The sequence below is a fragment of the Verrucomicrobiaceae bacterium genome, from assembly GCA_016713035.1.
Lineage (GTDB): Bacteria > Verrucomicrobiota > Verrucomicrobiia > Verrucomicrobiales > Verrucomicrobiaceae > Prosthecobacter.
The window spans coordinates 895,833-915,069 of sequence record JADJPW010000002.1 but is presented as its reverse complement, the minus strand read 5'-3'; the positions used below and the strand labels follow the sequence as shown (position 1 = coordinate 915,069).

Sequence of the window (19,237 nt, the reverse complement as noted above, 5' to 3'; positions counted from 1 at the left end):
TCCCCCGCTGCGGCCATCTGTCACCGTTTTCCTGCTGGTGGGGCTTTTAGTGGTTAAAGAAGAACTCTTTGGAGTTCATCAGTGCCCAGAAGAGGTCTTCAAAGACGGATTGGCGGGCTGCTCCGGCATCGGCTGAGATGGCCTGCTGCAGGGTGCCCCATTCTTTGTCATTCGGCATGCGGCCAAAGACGCGGAGGAAGAGGTCCTCGGCGATTTCGCGGTCGGTTTTCTTGTCGGTGATCATCTTCGCGACGACGCGGCCTTGCTTGATGCGGTCGTTGACGGCATCGCCGTTCATGAGATGGAGGGCCTGGGAGAGAGTGGGCTCCATTTTGACTTCACAGGAGCAGACGGACTCGCGCTTCGCACGGCCAAAGGTGGTGAGGAAGTAGGTGCTGGTGGCTCCATCTGCGATCTGGACGGCGCGGGCTCCGAGCGGCAGGCCCTGGAATTTATTCGGTGTCTCGGTGATGGCGGAGATTGCATCGAGGAGCACTTCTGCACGGACACGGCGGACTTTGGCGTGGGAGAAATTGAGTTTATCTCCTTCATTGGTGGTATTGACGTGAGTGCTGCGCTGGTAGGTGGCGGAGGTGCAGATGTCGCGCACGAGTTTACGGAAGTCGTATTTGTACTCGGTGAATTTATCCGCCAGGGCAGTGAGCAGTTCTGGATTGGAGGGTGGATTACTCACGCGGACGTCATCGACGGGCTCGACGATGCCGGTGCCGGTGAAGTGTGCCCAGATGAGGTTGGAGATGTTGCGGGCGAAGAACGGATTGCGCGGAGAGGCGAGCCACTCGGCGAGCACTTTGCGGCGGTCTTCGCCGGGTTTGAGCTCTGGGGTCTCTCCACCGAGGAATTTCGGCTTCATGACGGCATTGGTGAGGAAGTGACGTGATTCGCCGCCTTTGGAGTTGTACACGATGACTTCCTGCGGGTCATCGGTCTGCTTGCGGCCGATCTGGCTGAAGAAGGCCTTGAAGCCGTAGTAGTCATCCATGGTCCAGCGGTCGAAGGGGTGGTTGTGGCACTGGGCGCACTGCATGCGCATTCCCATGAAGACCTGGGCGACGTTTTCGGTGAGCTTGAGCTGATCGAGCTCGGTCTGGTAAAAATTCACGGGCGGATTGCTCACGGTGCCGCCGCTGGAGCCGAGGAGCTCGATGACGATTTCATTGAGCGGCACATTGCGGCCGATTTTGTCGCTGAGCCAATTGTAGTAGAGCAGTGCGTTTTTGTAGAAGGGAGGCTGGTTGTTGTTGATGGAGGAGCGGATTTGCAGCAGCTCGGCGAATTTCATCACCCACATCTCGGTGAATTCTTTGCGATCGAGCAGGGTGTCCACCATGGCGGCACGTTTGTTCGGATTCTTGTCGGTGATGAACTTGCGCACCGATTCGGCATCTGGGTAGATGCCTGCGATGTCGATATGCGCACGGCGGACGAATTCCTCATCCGTGCAGAGGCCGCTGGGGATGATGCGCAGCTTATGGAGCTTTTCATTGACGTGCTTGTCGATGTAGCTGCTCTCGGCGAGCTGCGGGCGATCGTAGGTGAGCTTCTCTGGGATGACGAGCACTTGGGAAACGATGGAGTACACATCGAAGCGGGCGAGCATGAAGGCCTCACCGCGGTCACCGGAGGTGACGAGGCCGCTTTTGTCGATGGCGGCGGTGGGGTCATTGTTCGACATGAAGAGTGCGAGATTCGTCACATCGCGATCGGTGCCGTCGGAGTAGGTGGCACGGACGGTGATCTGCTGGGTGGCGGCTTTGCCCTCCATGACGAACTGCTTCGGGAAAATCTCGATACCGGTGCACTTGGCGACGTCGGGCTTATCATCCTGGGCTCCGTTGCTGATCCATTCGATGAGGGTTTTGTTATAGACGGAGTCTGGCTCAAAGCACTGGTTGCCAGAGTGAGGCACGGCACCGACGGATTTTTCGATGAGGGCGCTTTCCTCTGGGATGGCCAGATTGATGCGCCGGCCTGGCATCTCGCGAGTGATGCGGATGAAGTCCCCTGCTGGGTCCATGCCGAAGAGAGAGGTGCGGAAGCCATCCTTGCCGCGTGCGGCACCATGGCAGCCGCCCTGATTACAACCACCGCGCATGAAAACGGGCATGCAATCGAGGCGGAAGGACACGGGACGGTCCTGCTGGCCACCTTTGACGGCCACGGTGGCTTTCACCGTCTGTCCACCGAGGCTGGCGGAGATTTCTGTCGTGCCAGCATCGGCTACAGGCTTCAGGCGCAGGTCTTCGAGTGCGGCGATTTTGCTATCGGCCACTTTGAGGTCACAGAGGGATGTGACATCCTTTGTCGTGGCGTCATTAAAGGTGGCCAGTACGACGACGCGGTGGCTGTCACGCTTCGTTTCGAGCGAAAAGGCACCAGGCAGGATGTCGATCTGCTTGAGCGCAGGGAGCTTGGCCTGGAGCTGGGCGAGCGCTTTGACCTCTTCGGGTGATTTGTAGCGGATCGCTACGTTTTGGGGCCAGATGGCTCCTTCAGCCACCCATTGACGAATGAGCGCGATCTGCGCCTCAGGCAGCGGTCCACCCTTTGGCGGCATGATGTCATCATGATCATGTGGGAGCACCATGCGCTTGACGATCTCACTTTGATCCGGTTGGCCCACGATGAGGCCTGCGCCGCTCTCACCGCCCTTGAGGAGATTGGCGGCAGTGTCCATGAGCAACTCGCCCTTCACTTTTTTCGGATTGTGGCATTCGAGGCACTTCGTCTCAAAAATCGGCTGAATGTCCCTCACGAAATCGACGGCAGAGGCCGTAGCGAATGGCAGGACAAAGTAGGCGGTTTTGAGAAGTGCGTGTAGCGGGGCGCACAAGGAGCTTTTCATGGTATTGGAGATTGGTTTGCGACACCTACGGCTTAAACCCGCTTTTTTATCAAGTCTGCGAAAGGTTTTGGCAATTTCACCCCAGGCAGCCCTTTGTTAAAAACCATCTGGGGCTCCGGAAGATGCACAAGGCCTAAACTGGAGCCGTAAGCGGCAGGGCCTCTGAGTCCGCATTTGCACGAGTGCCGGTGAATGGTGCCTGTTTGCCCGTCGCGGCGGCCAGTTCTGTTTCTAGGTTTCGGATATGTTCGGCACTCCGAGCAGCTGCTTCGGTGGTCTGGCGCTGTTTTTCGAGCAGCATCAGGATTTGGGCATTGCAGGCACCGACTTCGTTACGCATCGGCTCTAGTGCCGCCTCGATGGCATCGTGGCGAGCTTTCCACTCCTCGCACTCGCGGGCGAGGCGGCGCTGTTGGCTGCTGAGGGCTTTGTACTCGCTACTGAGTGCTAAATAGGGATCACTCGCTCTCACTTGCTCCTCACTGAGGGCGGAGCCCAGCGGGAGTGCCGATGACCCCACCTCCGCAGGGCTGGCCGTGGTGCCCTCATTGGCGGGACTCTCCAGTGCAGCCTGCGGTGCTATACTCTCTACGGGTGCCAGCGGAGCATGCGCCCGCCCCATTCTCCGCATGAGCGATGCCAGCACCATGCCCATCACCATGCTGAGGAGCACGACTGGCAGGATGAACGGGAATATTTCCTGATACAGATGGAGGTAGTCACTCATGGGGGGCTGACAGAAGGTGCGGGATCAATTTGGAGCTGATCGGTGAGTATCATGTCCGGTAATGCTTGGTGCAATGCCGCGAGCAGCTCATCTCGTTTGGCCTTGGCCACCACGCGACCACGCAGGAGCACATGGCCATGTATCCAAGTGAGGGAGGCATCACGGACATCTCTTTTGAGGAGGGGAAAAAGTGGTGCCACACGCTTCGTGATGTCTGGCGGAGCCTCTTTGCCGACTTTCAGTGTATCATCCACCTCCGCACCAGGGGGCAGCGCCGCGCGGAGGGTGGCAAGAAGCTGTGTGCGGCTCTGGGCATCTGATACCTGGCCAGACACGGATACTCCGCCAGACTCTGCGAAAGCGATGTGCACTCCTGCTTGGCCAGCAGGAATGGCGAGTGGGGGCGGTCGCCATTCGATCGCGGCGAGCGGGCGAAGCACCATCTCCGCAGGTGGCGGCACGACGAGTGCATCTGTGACCTCCATGCTGGGAAAGCGCCTGCGCGATTCTGCGAGCAAAAACAGCCGTGCAGTGGCATCTGGCACCTCACCCGCGAGATGGATGGTTTGATCACTGATTTTGAATTCACCTTTATTCACCAAACGCAGAAAGTGCCGGGTGAACTCACCTGCCTCTGCGATCCATGCTGCCTCACGCACCTGCGGCGAGAGAACGCCCCCCACTGGTAATGTGGTATCACTCAGCGTCGCTAGCAGCGCCCGTGAAGCAGGATCAAAATGTGAAAGCCTGATTCGGAGCGCCGGCTTTTGACCACTTTCGAGTTTCAGGATCAGGTAGGGGGAGAACTCGGGCGCGACCACCCGCAAGTCAGACAAATCAGCACCCGCCAGGCCCGCCTTCTCAGCCCAGGATACCATGGCAGCACGATCCGCATCGGCAGGGACCGTCCCGGACACATACCACTTACCGCCCTCGAAACGGACTGCGCCATTCCAGCTATGCCGCCAAAGCTCACGCAAAAAGTCCGGCAACTCTGGCGGCACAGGCGGCATCGACACAGCGTCATCCAGAGTGATCAGATCCTCCAGCGCCACTCCCTTTGGAAGAGACTCGCGTGCATGTGCCAACACATTGCCCCGAGCTCGTGCATTCGGCACCATCCCAGTGACCTTCAGCCACCCCTTGCCATCATCTCGCAGAAAACCATACGATGCAGGCGGTGCCAGCACCTCCACGCCTCCCACGTCCATCTCCCGCAGCAAAAAGCCGCCACGCTCTGGTGCCCCAGCATTGATCTGCTCAGCCCATGCTTGGACCAGTGCCTGCTGCGCCGCAGACACTCTCCCCACCAGCCGCGCATCACGACCGCGCACCGTCAGCTCTAGCGCACTCGCCAGCCCCGGCACCATCGACTCCATCTCCTGCCGCAGCACCTCGCCTCGATAGGACTCCAGCCTGCCCCGCGCCTCCTCAGTGACATAGACCGTCCCCAGGGACGACCCGAGAAGCACACATCCAGCAGTAAGCAGCGATTTCTTCATTCTCCAGAAAAATGCCACACACTCAAAGCGGCGACCGGACTGAAGTGACGAGCAAACATGCACGGTCAAGGAACTCCATCACCGCCCCCCACCAGCGAATTGACCTGCCTCACCATTTGCACCGCCGGACCCGCCCGGCATACTCCCCATCCCGCACCCTCAACAAACATGGCACACCCTTTCCTCACCGAGGACTTCCACATTCGCTGGTCCACCCTCGACCCCACACACATCCAGGCGGATATCCGTGAAGCGCTCGCCCAAGCGGAATTGCGCCTCGATGCCGTCATCGGACAAGATCGTGGGAAAATGACCTTCGAGAGCGTCGTGCTCGGACTGGATGAATCCACCCGCCAGCTCAACGAAGCCTGGGGGCTCGTCCAGCACCTAGACGCCCTCTGCAACTCCCCTGCCCTCCGCGAAGCACACAACGCCATGCTCCCAGAGGTCACCTCCTTCTTCGCCAAAATCCCCCTCAACGAACACCTCTGGGACCTCCTCGTCACCTACAGCAAAACCGAAGAAGCAACCAAACTGCCCCCCCTGCGCAAAAGAGCCCTCAGCGAATGCATGGAGAGCTTTATCCAAGCCGGGGCCGATCTCCCCCCCGAAAAGAAAAAACGCGTCGAAGAGCTCGAATCCGAACTCTCCCAGGCCACCCAAAAATACTCCGAAAACGTCCTCGACTCCACCAACCAGTGGGAACTGCTCATCGACGACAGCAACAAGCTCCTCGGCCTGCCCCAAACCGCCATCGACGCAGCCCTCGCAGACGCCAAAGCCAAAAACCTCGGCACCGACGAAAAACCCATCTGGCGCATCACCCTCAAAGCCCCCTCCATGATCCCCGTCATGGAATACCTCGAAGACAGCGCCATTCGCCGCCAAGTCTGGGAAGGCACCACCACCATCGGACGCAGCGGCGACCATGACAACACCGCCCTCGTTTGGAAAATCCTCCGCCTCCGGCATGAAAAAGCCCAGATCATGGGCCGGCCCCACTTCGCCGATCACATCCTCTCACACCGCATGGCCAAAACAGGCCGTAGCGCACTCCAATTCATCGAAGACCTGCAAAGCCGCGTCCGCGACGCCTTCCAGAAGGAAACCATCGAGCTCCAAGAATACCGCGCCGACAGCACCCACCAAGCAGCCGACCTCTTCCAACCATGGGAAGTCGCCTACTGGGCCGAAAAACAGCGGAAAAGCCGCTACGACTTCGACGAAGAACAACTCCGCCCCTACTTCCCACTCCAAAACGTGCTCGTCGGCATGTTCCACCTTGCCGAGCGAGTCTTCGACCTCCGCATCACCGAGCGTCCCACCGTCTATCTCGGCCACGGAGCCCCCACCAGCACCAATCTTCCCAGCACACAGCCGGGTAAAACCGGCCCCGTCGAAGTCTGGCACCCCCAAGTCCGCTTCTACGAGGTCAGAAACGAAAAAAACGTCCACATCGGCTCCTTCTACGCCGACTGGCACCCACGTGATGCCAAACGCGGCGGAGCCTGGATGAACTACCTCAAAATGGGCACCCCACCCCACGGAAACCAGGACCGCCGCCTCCACCTCGGCCTCATCTGCGGCAACATGTCCCCACCCGTCGGCGACAAGCCCGCCCTCCTCACCCACGACGAGGTCTGCACCGTCTTCCATGAATTCGGCCACCTCCTCCACCTGCTCTGTGGCAGCGTCGAAATCCCCTCCCTCAACGGCACCAACGTCTATTGGGACTTCGTCGAGCTCCCCTCCCAGCTCATGGAAAACTTCTGTTGGGAACGAGAAAGCCTCGATCTCTTTGCCACGCACCACGAGACCGGAAACCCCATTCCGGCAAAGCTCTTCAAAAAGCTCATCGCCGCCAAAAACTACCGAAGCGCCAGCGACATCATGCGCCAGTTAAGTTTTGGCAAGCTCGACCTCGACCTGCACATGAAGCACGCCGCCACGGCCACAGAAGCCAGCGACCTCGATGCCATCGCACGCCACACCCTCGACGGCTATCTCATGCCCCTGAAAACGGAGGCCCCCACCATGGCGCGGCGCTTCGGCCACCTCTTCAGCAGCCCCGTCGGCTACGCCGCCGCCTACTACAGCTACAAATGGGCCGAAGTGCTCGACGCAGATGCATTCACCCGATTTCAGAAAGAAGGCATCCTCAACCCCACTGTTGGCCGTGCCTTTCGCGACACCATCCTCAGCAAAGGCAACAGCAAAGACCCCGCCCTGCTCTTTGAAGACTTCATGGGCCGCCCCCCAGACGCCCAAGCCCTCCTCATCCGCGCCGGACTCCAGTAAAGCCGCTCTTCACCCTTTGCTGGCGCACAGATCTTCCTGCTTTTTACACAGTGGGAGATGAGGCTCAGCGGATGGCGGTCAGTCGTCGCCGCGTTGCTTGCCGCGGCCGCTTTTGATGCCGGCGCGGCGGCGCTTGGACTCGACGAACTTTCTTTTGAGGGAGCGTGGTTTGGGGCGGTTTTGGCGGCGGGCTTTTTCGCGCTCATTTTGTGCGGTGAGGCGCTCCTGGGCATGCGCGGCCTCGATGCGGTCACACAGCTCTGTGCGGGCGACTTGGCGGTTCTGCGCCTGGGAGCGCTCACGCTGGCAGCGCACCTCGATGCCGGTGGGGAGGTGCCGGAGCACCACGGTGGAGCTGGTTTTGTTGATTTTTTGCCCGCCGGGGCCCGTGCCACGCACAAAATCCTCCTGCAAATCCTCTTCGTGGATGCGCAGATGCCGCATGCGTGCGGCGAGGCCGTCTTCAGCTTCGTTCATGCCGGGCGATCTTGCTGTTTGAAATGCCAGTCGCAACCGCTATGAGGGCCGGATGGAAGAATATCATCGCCTGCTCCGCAAAGTGCTCGATCACGGTAGTTACCGTGAGGATCGCACGGGAACCGGGGCGTACTCCGTTTTCGGTGAGCAGAGCCGCTATGACCTGAGCAGCTCTTTCCCCGTGCTCACGACCAAGAAGCTCCACCTGCGCTCGATCATCCATGAGCTGCTGTGGTTCATCAAAGGCGATACGAATGTGAAATACCTCCAGGAGCACAAAGTGAGCATCTGGGACGAGTGGGCGGATGAAAAGGGCGATCTGGGGCCTGTCTATGGTGCGCAGTGGCGGCGCTGGCAGGGTGCGGATGATGCGGGGACGCATGATCAACTGGCTGGACTGATCGAGGGGCTGAAAAAGAACCCCTACAGCCGCCGCCACATCGTCAGCTCATGGAATGTGGCGCGGATCGATGAGATGGCGCTGCCGCCGTGCCATTGCCTATTTCAGTTTTTCGTCGATCGCGGGCGCTTGAGCTGCCAGCTCTACCAGCGCAGCGCGGATTTGTTTTTGGGCGTGCCTTTCAATATCGCCAGCTATGCACTGCTGACGATGATGGTGGCGCAGGTGTGTGATTTGCAGCCGGGTGAGTTCGTGCACACGTTTGGGGATCTGCATCTGTATCAAAATCATCTGGATCAGGCCCGCCTCCAGCTCTCCCGCGAGCCACGGCCCCTGCCAGTGATGAAAATCAATCCAGCGGTGAAGAGCATCGACGACTTCGTGTTCGAGGACTTTACGCTAGAGGGCTACGATCCGCATCCAGCGATCAAGGCACCCATCGCGGTGTAGTAGAGGTACTTTTAATGGGCAGTGGTTTAAAACCTGCCAGCAAAGAGCAAGCGAAGCAAAGTAGCCATCTCGCTCCGTCGAGATGAGCGGAAAGCTGTCGCCAGCATGCACGATGCGCGTAGATCGCAAACCGGTAAACTTGCCCCGCGTCCAGCTCATCTCGCGGAGCGAGATGGCTACTTTGCTAACGCCTCTTCGTTGCCTGTGGGCGATTTTCAAACACGGCCTAACGGGGCTTGGGTGAATTCTGTCCGTCGCCACGGTTATTGCCACCTCCACCCGTGCTGGTGGGAGCCGGGGTCGGTGCCGGGGTGCTGCTACTGCTCGTCGGTGCACGGCCTGCGCTGATGGTGATGACAGGCACGCCGAAAACCATGCGGATGGGGACGGTGCGGTTTTTGAGGGTGAGATTCGCCTCGATGAGGTCGGGCCACTCGGTCTTGCTCCACTCTTCGTACCAGGTTTCCTCTTTTTCGACGTAGAAGCGCCATTTGAAGGCGATCACGTCGGGTAGCAGTGGCATCCAGTAGCGGCCTTCCTCATCAGTGGTCTCGAGTCCGGCGTCGATGTCGATGCTGCTGGGCTGGAGGCCATCGCGGTAGATGCAGAGATTGTGCACGGGCATGTTGGCATCATCGGTGATGCCTGCGGGATGCGGGCGCAGGCTGAGGAGGGTGTCTTTGAAGCTGATGGGCTGCCTGCCAAAGGGGAAGCAATCGGGTGAGCCGGTGATGGTGAGCTCTTGGATCACGGGCTCGGTGTTTTGCACGAGCTTGAGCGTGAGTGTGCCGCTCGCCGGCATGGTGGTGAAAGCACGGCGGCAGTGCTCGATGAAGCGATTGATGGAGTCACTCTCCCGCTGGGCGTGCTCGATCTCACTGCTGATGTCCACGGAGCCACGGATGACGGCAAAGACACTGCCGACGATGAGGGAGAGCAGCGTGATGCCAAAGACGACCTCGATGAGGGTGAAGCCGGAGAGCGATGGGTGGCGACTAGGCCTACTGTTGAGCGGGCTTGTGGACATAGACGCTGAGGGTGGTTTCTTCCGGGATGCCGTTGTAGGTGCTGCTGGCTTTGATGCTGAGATTGTAGAGATCGGTGAGGGTGCTGCCGCTGGTGGTGATGAGGCTGATGGGCTCTGTGGTGCTGGTGTAAGTGATGCCGTAAGTGGGATCGACGTAGGTGGTGCTCATCTCGGTGAGCGGCTTGCGGCGGATTTCTTCGAGGAAGTTCCGCATGCCGACGCGGGTGATCTGATCGCGGCGGACGAGGCGGGCGCTGTCTGCGGCCTGGCTGAGGCATTTCACCAGCCCTAATGCAGCGACGGAAAAGATGACGAAGGCGATGGCGAGCTCAAAGAGGATGTAGCCCGACATTTGATGCCTGGAGAGCCTGGAGGAGGCTTTGCTGCGCTGGCCTGCGGGTAGTTGGTGAGGCGTTTTCATCGGATTTCGACGGATTCCTTGATGATGTCGCCCGTGAGTGCTGCGAACTCGATGTCGAAGACAGCGGACTGCCGCTCGATGCGGATTTTTAGCGGCATACAGATGCCACTGGGCTGAAAGACCCAGAGGATGACGTTTTCGCCCTCGATGGGCACGCGGTCGTCTTCGACCATGCCTTTTTCGCCTTCCTCCGTGGTTTGGCCGCTGATGCGCCAACTGTTGAGTGTTAAGGTCATGTCGTCGGGCTTGTCGTAGCTCTCGGTCCAGTGTTCGTCGAATTTCGGAGGTGGCGGCGCGAGGGGCAGCTCGGTGGTCTTGGTGGCTCCGCCGCCGTTTTCCTGGCTGTTTTTTTCATAGTCCTCCAGCGGCGCAGGTGGGTTCTGACTCAGATGGATCATGTCCATGAGCTGCGTGCGGGTGAGGTATGGATTCGAGAAGCGTGATGCGGTGAAGCCCGTGGCGTGAAAGGCGATCTGGTAGGGCCGTTTTTCCGTCATGGCGCGGAAGCGTGCTTCACGGGCCAATTTGACCAATGCAGCGACGGGCTCGCGTGCGAGCCGCTCATCCCGGAAGCCCTTCAGCAGCGGGATGGTGCCCGCTGCGAGCACGCCGACGATGGTGAGGGCGATGATGATCTCGATGAGGGTGAATCCTGATGTTAGATTCGTGATTCCTGATTCGCTCCACTTCGACGGTCTTTTGCCGCCGAGAGTGGATTGGGGGAATCTGGGTTCAGGATTCATAAATCAGGAATCACTTCTTCACGTCGCTCTTTTTCCAGTTCCCCAGGTCGTCTTCGGTGCCGTCTTTGCCATCGGGGCCGATGGACCAGACATCGTAGTCGTCTTTGGAGTTCTGGGCGGGGATGCGGTATTTGTATTCTTGGCCCCAGGGATCTTTCGGCATCTCCTTCATGAAGGAGCGGTAGTTTTCCGGCACGGGCTCGATAGTGGGCTTCTCGACCAGGGCGATGAGCCCCTGCTCCGTGGTGGGCTTGCGCAGGGCACGGGATTCGTAGCTTTGGAGTGCGAGGCCGATGGCCTGGATGTCACTGTCCACGCGGGTGTCCTTGGCAGAGTCGATCTGGCCTTTGAGCAGGTAAATCGAGCCAGAGGCCAGGATGGCGATGATCGTGAGCGTGATGACGATCTCGATCAGGGTGAAGGCTGACGAATTCCTGATTTTAGATTCCTGATTCCTGATTTTCATGATGGGGGTGGGTTGTAGGTGTTGGTGATGGTTGAGTGGAAAAGGATGAATCAGGATTCAGGAATCTAAAATCAGGATTTTTACCGGCGATTGATGCCCGTGACGCTCTGGGCGATGGCCGCGACGATGGAGTAGGCGACGACGCCGACCATCACGGCCATAATGACGAGGATGATGGGCGTGATCATGCTGGTCATGCGCTTGATGCGGGTATCGAGCTCTTTGTCGTAGCGCACGGCGCATTTTTCCATGGAGCGGCCCAGGGTGCCGGTCTGCTCGCCCACGGCGATCATGTCCGAGAGCAGCAGCGGGAAATGCCCCACTTTTTTCAGCGAGTTGGAGAGTGGTGCGCCCTCTGCGACCATGCTGGAGACTTTTGCCAGGAGAGACTGGATGAAGACATTCGCCGAGATCTTGGAGACGAGCCGCAGGCTATTCATGAGCGGCACACCATTGGTCACCAGACTGCCTAGGGAGTGCGAAAACTGGGCGTAGAAGCGCATGGCGATGATCGGGCCGAAAAGCGGCAGCCCCAGCCGAATCTGATCCCACCACATGCGGCCAGCAGGTGAGCTGATGTAGCCACGAAAGGCCAAAAAGACCGCCGTGATGATGATCAGAATGACCCACCACCACGCTGCCATGAAGTTATTGAAGCTGATGAGAGCCTGCGTCACGGCGGGGAGCTGTTGGCCGTTTTTGGACATCAGATCCGTGATCTGCGGCACCATGAAGGTCATGAAAACGATCATCAGCATCACACAGGCTCCGATGAGGAAGGCTGGATAAATCATGGCGGATGTCACCTTCGCCTGGAGGTCGGCCATGACGGTCAGATTATTCGCCAAACGGCGCAGGATGCTGGGCAGTGAGCCGCTGACCTCACCGGCAGCGACGAGGTTGCAATACAGTTCATCGAAGCTGGGAGAGGCTTTTTTCAGTGCCTTTGCCACGGTGGAGCCCTCACGCACCTCATTGCGCAGCGTGGCTGCCACGCGGCGCACAGACTCAGACTCCTGCCGCTCCTGCAGCACGCGTAGCGCCTGCTCGATCTGCAGGCCGCCATCCAGCATGTCGGCGAGTTCTTCGGTGAAAAGGATGAGTTGGGCTCTTTTCAGCCGCACAGGGCCGGTAGTCGCCTCGGCAGCTTTTGCCTTCGCGGCATCGGCTTTTTCATCCTGGGCCACTTTGACGGGAGTGAGGGCCTGAGACTCGAGTTTTCGGAATGCCTCGGCCTTCGATGTCACACTCAGGGTGCCAGACACAGTCTGTCCAGTCGTGGTGAGGGCGGTGTAGGTGAAGGAAGGCATCGGCAGGTCGATCGGGCGGTTCTCAAACGCGTGGAGGGCACAGAAGTTGCTGCTTTCCTCATCAAACGCCACCTGCCAATGCAGAACCACGCATCAGCAGAGCGAGGAAGCGCTCCTCAAAGGCCTCCTCCGTGCTCACCTGCATGTAGTCGATGCGGTGCGAGGCACACTCCCGCTCCAGATGCTCGGTGAAGTCGTCAAAGGTCCGCGTGTAGCGCTCGGCATCGCGCTTGGTGAGCCAAAAACGGCGTTTTTCGCCGGTTTCCACCTCGGTGAGCTCATACTCACCATTCAGCTCCGGTGCCCGCTCCTGCGGATGGACGATTTGTAGGAAGTGATTCTCCCCCGCCCAGGCCGCCACGCGGGAGACGGCCTCTGCGGCACTGCCGATCTCATGGCCAAAAAATCACTGATGATGAAGATCACGCCAAATCGCTGCCTCGATGGCCGGAACTCCTCAAAACTCCGCCGCATGTTCGTCACGCCCTCGAATTTCAGGCGCAGCACGGCCTGGATGACCTTTTCGATATTCCCCTGCCCTCTCAGAGGAGGCAGCTCCTGCCGTACGGTGCCATCCACGCTGTAGAGGCTCACTCGCTGCTGCGCACTGAGTGCCAGATACGCCAGCGCCACGGTGAAGCGCAGCGCCTGCCGCCGCTTCTCCGGGAAAGGCCGTGCCATCGACGCACTGGTATCGACGAGCAGATGCAGATTCAGCTCCTGCGTCTCCTCATACAGCCGCACAAAGAGCTTATCCAGCCGTGCGTAGAGCCGCCAATCAATCGCCCGGTAGTCCTCACGCGGTGCGTAGTGGCGGTAGTCCTTGAACTCACGGGTGAAGCCCGTCGCCGGGGAGGACTGCGCCCCGCGCCGCGTGAGCTGCCGCCTTTTCCGCAGGCGCAACGACAGCACCCGCAGCCGGTCGAGGAAGGCTGCGTCAAAGAGATCGTCGTGTGCGAGTGGGGCGTCGTCCGCCATGCTGCGCCATCTGGCCGTGAATGCGCGGCACGGCAAGAGCGCAGGCCTGCTTTTCTTCTCCCCCCAGCCCGAGCGGCTACCGAAAAGTGCGCATAGCTTCTCCACCGCCCTCGCGTTAGCCTCCGCAGCGAATCGTGCCCCCATTTCCCCCCACCCAGAACACCTTCCTCCAGCAGTGCGCAGGCCTGCTCATGGCGTTCTGTTTTCTTCATCCCGCATTTTCCGCAGAGAGCATCACCCGCGCTCTCGACATCCGCACCCTGCCCTACGAGCGCAGTTTGGAAAAACTCCCCGTCGAGCTGACCGCCACCGTCGGCTTCGTGGAGAGCGGCGGGACCGTTTTCGTGCAAGACGACACCGCAGGCACGCATCTGCACTTCAAACCGGCTCGCAATGACCTCCGCGTCGGCGACCGCGTGCGGGTGAAAGGCGTCACCATGGCTGGACTCTACCTGCCGGGCGTCGAAGTGACGGAGATCGACGTTTTGGGCCACGAATCGCCTCCGGCGGGCGTTTCGGCCAGTTATGACGACCTCGACACGGGGCGCTTTCATTATCAAAGAGTCATCGTCGAGGGCCTCGGGCGCACCTTGACGCCGCTGGATGAAAACCGCTCCCTGCTGCGCCTCGCCATGGGCAGTCGTGTGATCGAGGTGCGGGTCGATGCGCCGCTGGAGGCCGCGCCTTCGCTCATCGATGCCCGCTTGCGCATCACCGCCCTTGCCGCCGGTGGCATCAATGACCGCCGCCAGCTCGTCTTTCCCTATTTGCGTGTCACCGACTGGAGTGATGTCGCCCTCACGCAAAGCGCCGCCGCGCCGGACTCGCTGCCCGTCATCTCCGTCGCTGCGCTGCTGCGCTTTGGCGCGGCGGATGAGCCGCATCACCGCGCCCGCATTCGCGGCACCGTCTTGGCCGCGTTTGAAGATGGCCGCGTCTTCCTGCGAGATGTCACCCCGCCGCCACCGCCGCGTGAGGTCAAAAAAGACGAGCCGCCGAAGCCGCCACTCTCACCAGCCATCGCCATCCATCTCTCCACCACGCCATCGCTGCGCTCCGGTGATTTGGCCGAGATCACCGGCTTTCCCGTCATGGCCGGCTTCAGCGCCTCGCTGGCCGATGCGCAGGTGCTCAGCAGCCAGCCAGCCGAGCCGCCCACCGCCGCCGCCGTCACATTGCGTGATTTTCAGGACGGCTCGCATGATGCCGATCTCGTCCAGCTCACCGCGTCGGCCGTGTTGAACGACTTCTTCCGCACCCGCGACGGCTACGAGCTGCGCCTCACCTCCGGCGGCACCTCCATCCGCGCCTTCCTTCTGCAAAACACCGCGCCCAGTCTCCAGCTCGGCTCCCTCTGCCAGCTCACCGGCATCTGCCTCGTCGAGTCCGCCACCACCGACAAAAGCTTCCGCTCCGAGCCCGACCGCGCCTCCCTCCTCCTGCGCTCCGTTGCGGACATCCAAGTGCTCAGCACCACGCCCTTTTGGAATGCCCGCCGACTCGTTTTCGCCATCGCCCTGCTCGGCGGGCTTGTCCTGCTCACCCTCGTCTGGATCACCCTCCAGCGCCGACAGATCACCCGTTTGGAAAGCAAAATCGCCCACCAGGCCACGCTCGACGAGCGCCAGCGCATCGCCCGCGAGTTTCACGATACCTTGGAGCAGGAGCTCACCGGCCTCTCCCTCCGCCTCGATGCCGCCACCACCCGCCCCCTGGAGGAAAAAGCCCGCACCCTGCTCGAAACCAGCCGCAGCCTCGTCTCCCGCATCCAGAGCGAAGCCCGCAACCTCGTCTCCGACCTGCGCGAAACCGGGCACGCCACCACCTTGACCGAGGCCCTCCAACTCCTCGCCACCCGCGCCCCCGAAGGCATCGCCATCACGCTCGATCTCCACCCCATCGGCCCCATCCCCCCGCACGTCACCCACCACCTCCGCATGATCGCCCAAGAGGCCATCACGAATGCCCTCAAACACGCCCACCCCACCCAAATCCAGGTCCACCTCTCCGAGTCTCCGCATCTCCCCCTCTCCTCTTCTCCCCGCCTCCCAATCTCCCCCTCTCCGAGTCTCCTCACCCTCCGGGTCTCCGACAACGGCCACGGCTTCGACCCCACCGCCCAAACCCACGGCCAACCCGGCCACTTCGGCTGCATCGGCATCCGCGAACGAGCCAGGAAAGTCGGCGCGGAGGTAAAGTGGGAGAGCGAGCCGGGAAAGGGAACGGTGGTGTGTGTCGAGCTACCGCTGGGGAAATGAGGAAGGCCGGACTTCTCGGGTCAGATGAGGAAGAGAAAGACTTCTGAACGTCTACAAAAAACACGAGTCGATGGCATTAGCGCTTTCATTTTAGGTGCGCTTGAGCGCTTGCTTGATGGCTTCCCATGGCTCGAAGCCGTCGAGGTTGAAGATTTCCGCGCGTTTCAAGATATCTGCAGCCGCTAGGGCACCGTCCTGTGGAATTGCGATCTGCTTTGAATTGGCCAGCAAGCGATGCAGTAGGACAACCGCAGCACGAAAGCGTCCATAGGTCTGTTGTCTGGCTGCAATTGTGGCGGCACCCACCAACAATTTGTAAGCAGCTTCGGCTTTGATGTTGATGAGCGAAAAGAAGAGATTGTAGTCGCCACTGCGGCGCTTCCATGACTCATAGACTTCGTAGCGAGCGGCTGACTCCTCAAAGTAGTTCTCCAACAGCATCGGATGCGGATGGTCACGCAGAATCTTGAACTCGTCACTACGATCCTGCGCATCGGTTGGCAGCTCGCCCTCATTCTTCAGGTAGCGTTGCCATGCCTGTGCGGCGTATGCGGAAAATGAATCGGCCAGTTTCTTCATTCCGATACACTGTGACGGATCAGAGTCGGTTGCGGATACCTCGTGATCGGCAAGCCACACAGCGTCGCCTTCGATAGTTGTGTCGAAGTACAGAACATTTCCGCCGGGATCCTCACCAATTGCCAAAAATGAATCTGGCCAACCGGGCGAGATGGACCAGCCCTTAGCACGAAGGTCTAGGTTAAACGCAATGATACGCGACGGGTCGGTGAAGATGTCAGATCCAATTCCTGGCAACCTCTCAGGGTGGCCAAGGATGGCACGATAGGCAGCAGGAATCGAAAAATTCGATGCCAAAAAAAAGCGCTCAACAACCGAGATCTTGGCGGCGAGGATTGTGGACTCTGGCATACGAGTAAAAGGTGTCTAACGCGGGTTGAGTTATGAAATCGGAGAAGATTTCTCCAAGTGTAAGACTTTTGAATCCATGCGCCGATGGAAGCGGAAAAGCCGCCTGAGATCAAGCCTTGGCTGCGGCGGGTCGTTGAGGCGGCGGGCGTGTTGGGTGCGATGCCGCCCTTTTTTGGGCCACCGCATGAAGACCACGGAATGGCTTTGAATCTCAACCTTCTGCTGCCCCCATGCTATTGCCATGATCTCCCCGTTGGCAGGGATGACCGAACTTCGGCCCTGGACGGTGGAACGGGGAGCCGCTTCCGAATCCAACCCTGAGAAGACAAAATCATGATTTTACCCTCCATGATTTTGTCTTACCCCGATACGTTAGCCGGGAGACAAGCGCTTGGCTTTGCGTCATGGCATAAGGTGAATTTTTCGGTGATTAGCAGACCAGAAAACCGCTAATTTGACGCTAATCAGACGCTGATATCAGAGGATTGGGATTAGCGTCAAATCAGCGTCTTATTAGCGGTTAAAGATCCCCCATTAGGACGCAGTGCTGCCAAACCCAAAATTCTGCCGATTCAGGAAAACCGCAGATGGAGTTGTTGAGTCAAAAAATCTGTGGCTTCCCTGAATCTGTGGCAAACCCCTCTTCGCAGCGGCATTGATTCTAAACTCGTCTCCCCCCCTCGCCCCATGATCTCACTCCTCCTCATCGACGATCACTTTGTCGTCCGCAGCGGCCTGGTGGCCTCGCTGGAGCTTGAGGATGACCTCCAGGTCGTCGGGGAATCGGATCGCGGGGAGGACGCAGCCCGGCTTTTTGCGCAAAAGAAGCCCGAGGTCGTGCTCATGGACCTCCAACTGCCCGGCATCAGCGGCATCGACGCCACCGCCGCGCTGCTGCGGGAGCATCCCGGTGCCCGCGTGCTCATTTTCTCCACCTTCGCCCGCGATGACGAGATCCACGCCGCGCTGAAAGCCGGAGCGCTCGGCTACCTGCAAAAATCCTCTTCCCGCGATGCCCTGCTGGCCGCCATCCGCAGCGTCGCCCGCGGCGAGCGCTCCCTGCCCGCCGAAATCGAAAAGCGCCTGCAAGACCGCCTGTCCGAGCCCGAGATCACCCCCCGCGAGCGCGAGATCCTCACCCTCGTCACCCGGGGCAACGCCAACAAAGAAATCGCCGCCACGCTCGGCATCGGCGAAGACACCGTGAAGCAGCACGTCAGCCGCATCCTGATGAAGCTGAAGGTCAATGACCGCGCCCAAGCCACGGCAGAGGCGATCCGGCGGGGGCTGGTGCAGGTGTAGCCCTCTGGCTCGGATTTGGTTCCGTGTGCTACACCTGGCCGGAGCATTTGCTGGGCACTCAGAGGCCTGAGGTCCTTTTCAGGCTTTGAGTTATGCGGTCATCATTCGGAGAACTTCTGCGCTCGCATTTCCGCCACTGAGGATGCAGGCCACGCGGGCACCACTCCAGAGCGAGCGCTGCTTTTTCAGCGCGGCAAAAGCGAGTGCGCCGGCTCCTTCTGCGATCTGCTGGGTGCCGAGCTGTATCTCTCGCATGGCTTCGAGTGCTTCATCATCGGTCACGGTCACTACATCATGCGCATGGTGTAGGATGTGCTGGAGGGCGGCCTCATTCGGGGTGCGGCAGGCGACGCCTTCGGCGATGCGGGTGGTGCTGGCCTGCTCGGTGAAGGCCCGGCGCTGAAAGGATAGCGCATACGCCGGTGCATGTGCGGAAACCACGCCAATGATGCGTGTGCGCAGCCCTAGTGCCGCCCGTGCGGCCGCGAGGCCACAGAAACCTGATCCCAGTCCGATGGGGACAAAAACCACGTCTAGCTCTGCGGGGACACGGCGAAAGAGCTCCAGACCATACGTGGCTACGCCACGCACGAGCCAGGGATGAAAGGAGGGCACCGCATGCAGCCCCTCCTGCTGCGCAAGTAAACGCGAGAACTCCAGCGACTCCTGAAACTCACGCCCGTGCTCGATGAGCTCGGCTCCGAGGTCACGCATGGCTTGGTTTTTAGCAGGATTGTTGCCCTGTGGGACGACGATCACGGCACGCAGCCCGTGCTGCTTTGCTGCCGTGGCGATGGAGCGGCCATGATTCCCGGTGGAGGCGGCGATGACGCCACGGACGCTGGGCTCCGCAAGGCGAAGCTCATGTATGTAGATCAAACCACCGCGAATTTTAAATGCACCGGCAGGTGTTTGGTTTTCATGTTTGAGCCACAGCTCGCCATCCCATCCGCTCTCGAGCATGGGCCAGCGCTGGGTGGGTGTCTCCGGTATCTGTGGCCGGATCAGGGCCAATGCGGACTCGATTTCGGCCAGTGTAGGAAGCGGGCAACTCACGCTGGGCATATCATCGGGAAATGAAG

The 19,237-nt window shown here is 60.0% G+C and carries 17 protein-coding genes; 4 read left to right on the top strand and 13 right to left on the bottom strand.

All coding sequences use genetic code 11. The features are described 5' to 3' along the window. Positions 1-46 precede the first annotated feature (46 nt). The 3 genes from IPK32_10875 to IPK32_10865 all read right to left on the bottom strand — a co-directional run bounded on the left by IPK32_10875 (position 47) and on the right by IPK32_10865 (position 5,095). A complete protein-coding gene (locus IPK32_10875; protein ID MBK8092453.1) occupies positions 47-2,866 on the bottom strand; it encodes a PSD1 domain-containing protein in 2,820 nt (939 codons plus the stop codon). 133 nt (positions 2,867-2,999) lie between these two features. After that, on the bottom strand, positions 3,000-3,593 hold the full coding sequence (locus IPK32_10870) for a hypothetical protein (protein ID MBK8092452.1): 594 nt from the start codon (positions 3,591-3,593) through the stop codon (positions 3,000-3,002). Next, positions 3,590-5,095 (bottom strand): hypothetical protein, encoded by a 1,506-nt coding sequence (locus tag IPK32_10865; protein MBK8092451.1) that lies wholly within the window; start codon positions 5,093-5,095, stop codon positions 3,590-3,592. The genes IPK32_10870 and IPK32_10865 overlap by 4 nt, the downstream gene beginning before the upstream one ends. 168 nt (positions 5,096-5,263) lie before the next feature. On the opposite strand from IPK32_10865, the gene IPK32_10860 reads away from it, so the two are divergent. Then, positions 5,264-7,393 carry a M3 family metallopeptidase gene (locus IPK32_10860; protein MBK8092450.1) on the top strand — a complete coding sequence of 710 codons (2,130 nt, stop codon included), beginning with the start codon at positions 5,264-5,266 and terminating at the stop codon, positions 7,391-7,393. A 78-nt stretch (positions 7,394-7,471) separates the two neighbouring features. Here the strand turns inward: IPK32_10860 and IPK32_10855 are convergent, their stop codons facing one another. Beyond that, the gene (locus tag IPK32_10855) at positions 7,472-7,870 is read right to left on the bottom strand and encodes a peptide chain release factor-like protein (protein MBK8092449.1); all 399 of its coding nucleotides are present in this window, start codon (positions 7,868-7,870) and stop codon (positions 7,472-7,474) included. Between the two features lie 52 nt (positions 7,871-7,922). Between IPK32_10855 and IPK32_10850 the strand changes: the two genes are divergently transcribed. Further along, positions 7,923-8,720, top strand: coding sequence for a thymidylate synthase (locus IPK32_10850; protein ID MBK8092448.1), 798 nt, complete (start codon positions 7,923-7,925; stop codon positions 8,718-8,720). A gap of 226 nt (positions 8,721-8,946) precedes the next feature. Here the strand turns inward: IPK32_10850 and IPK32_10845 are convergent, their stop codons facing one another. From IPK32_10845 to IPK32_10815, 7 genes are all read right to left on the bottom strand, one after another. Next, positions 8,947-9,747, bottom strand: coding sequence for a prepilin-type N-terminal cleavage/methylation domain-containing protein (locus IPK32_10845; protein MBK8092447.1), 801 nt, complete (start codon positions 9,745-9,747; stop codon positions 8,947-8,949). Then, positions 9,722-10,168, bottom strand: coding sequence for a hypothetical protein (locus IPK32_10840; GenBank protein MBK8092446.1), 447 nt, complete (start codon positions 10,166-10,168; stop codon positions 9,722-9,724). Before IPK32_10840 ends, IPK32_10845 begins: the two co-directional genes overlap by 26 nt. Next, entirely contained in the window at positions 10,165-10,911 is a 747-nt protein-coding gene (locus tag IPK32_10835; protein ID MBK8092445.1) for a type II secretion system protein, read from the bottom strand. Before IPK32_10835 ends, IPK32_10840 begins: the two co-directional genes overlap by 4 nt. A gap of 10 nt (positions 10,912-10,921) precedes the next feature. Then, positions 10,922-11,377 (bottom strand): type II secretion system major pseudopilin GspG, encoded by a 456-nt coding sequence (gene gspG / locus IPK32_10830; GenBank protein MBK8092444.1) that lies wholly within the window; start codon positions 11,375-11,377, stop codon positions 10,922-10,924. A gap of 80 nt (positions 11,378-11,457) precedes the next feature. Beyond that, positions 11,458-12,777, bottom strand: a complete 1,320-nt coding sequence (locus IPK32_10825) for a type II secretion system F family protein (protein MBK8092443.1) — start codon at positions 12,775-12,777, stop codon at positions 11,458-11,460. Beyond that, positions 12,749-12,955, bottom strand: a complete 207-nt coding sequence (locus tag IPK32_10820) for a hypothetical protein (GenBank protein MBK8092442.1) — start codon at positions 12,953-12,955, stop codon at positions 12,749-12,751. The genes IPK32_10825 and IPK32_10820 overlap by 29 nt, the downstream gene beginning before the upstream one ends. Positions 12,956-12,978: 23 nt before the next feature. Beyond that, the gene (locus IPK32_10815) at positions 12,979-13,665 is read right to left on the bottom strand and encodes a DUF58 domain-containing protein (protein MBK8092441.1); all 687 of its coding nucleotides are present in this window, start codon (positions 13,663-13,665) and stop codon (positions 12,979-12,981) included. Positions 13,666-13,799: 134 nt separating this feature from the next. Here IPK32_10815 and IPK32_10810 point away from each other — a divergent pair, with 134 nt between their 5' ends. Beyond that, on the top strand, positions 13,800-15,923 hold the full coding sequence (locus tag IPK32_10810; GenBank protein MBK8092440.1) for a sensor histidine kinase: 2,124 nt from the start codon (positions 13,800-13,802) through the stop codon (positions 15,921-15,923). Between the two features lie 90 nt (positions 15,924-16,013). Here the strand turns inward: IPK32_10810 and IPK32_10805 are convergent, their stop codons facing one another. Continuing rightward, positions 16,014-16,853: an SMI1/KNR4 family protein gene (locus IPK32_10805; GenBank protein MBK8092439.1), complete on the bottom strand. Its 840-nt coding sequence runs from the start codon at positions 16,851-16,853 to the stop codon at positions 16,014-16,016. Between the two features lie 687 nt (positions 16,854-17,540). Here IPK32_10805 and IPK32_10800 point away from each other — a divergent pair. Next, positions 17,541-18,155: a response regulator transcription factor gene (locus tag IPK32_10800; GenBank protein MBK8092438.1), complete on the top strand. Its 615-nt coding sequence runs from the start codon at positions 17,541-17,543 to the stop codon at positions 18,153-18,155. Between the two features lie 90 nt (positions 18,156-18,245). Here IPK32_10800 and IPK32_10795 read toward each other — a convergent pair whose 3' ends face one another. Further along, positions 18,246-19,220, bottom strand: a complete 975-nt coding sequence (locus tag IPK32_10795) for a threonine dehydratase (protein MBK8092437.1) — start codon at positions 19,218-19,220, stop codon at positions 18,246-18,248. Between the last annotated feature and the right edge of the window lie 17 nt (positions 19,221-19,237).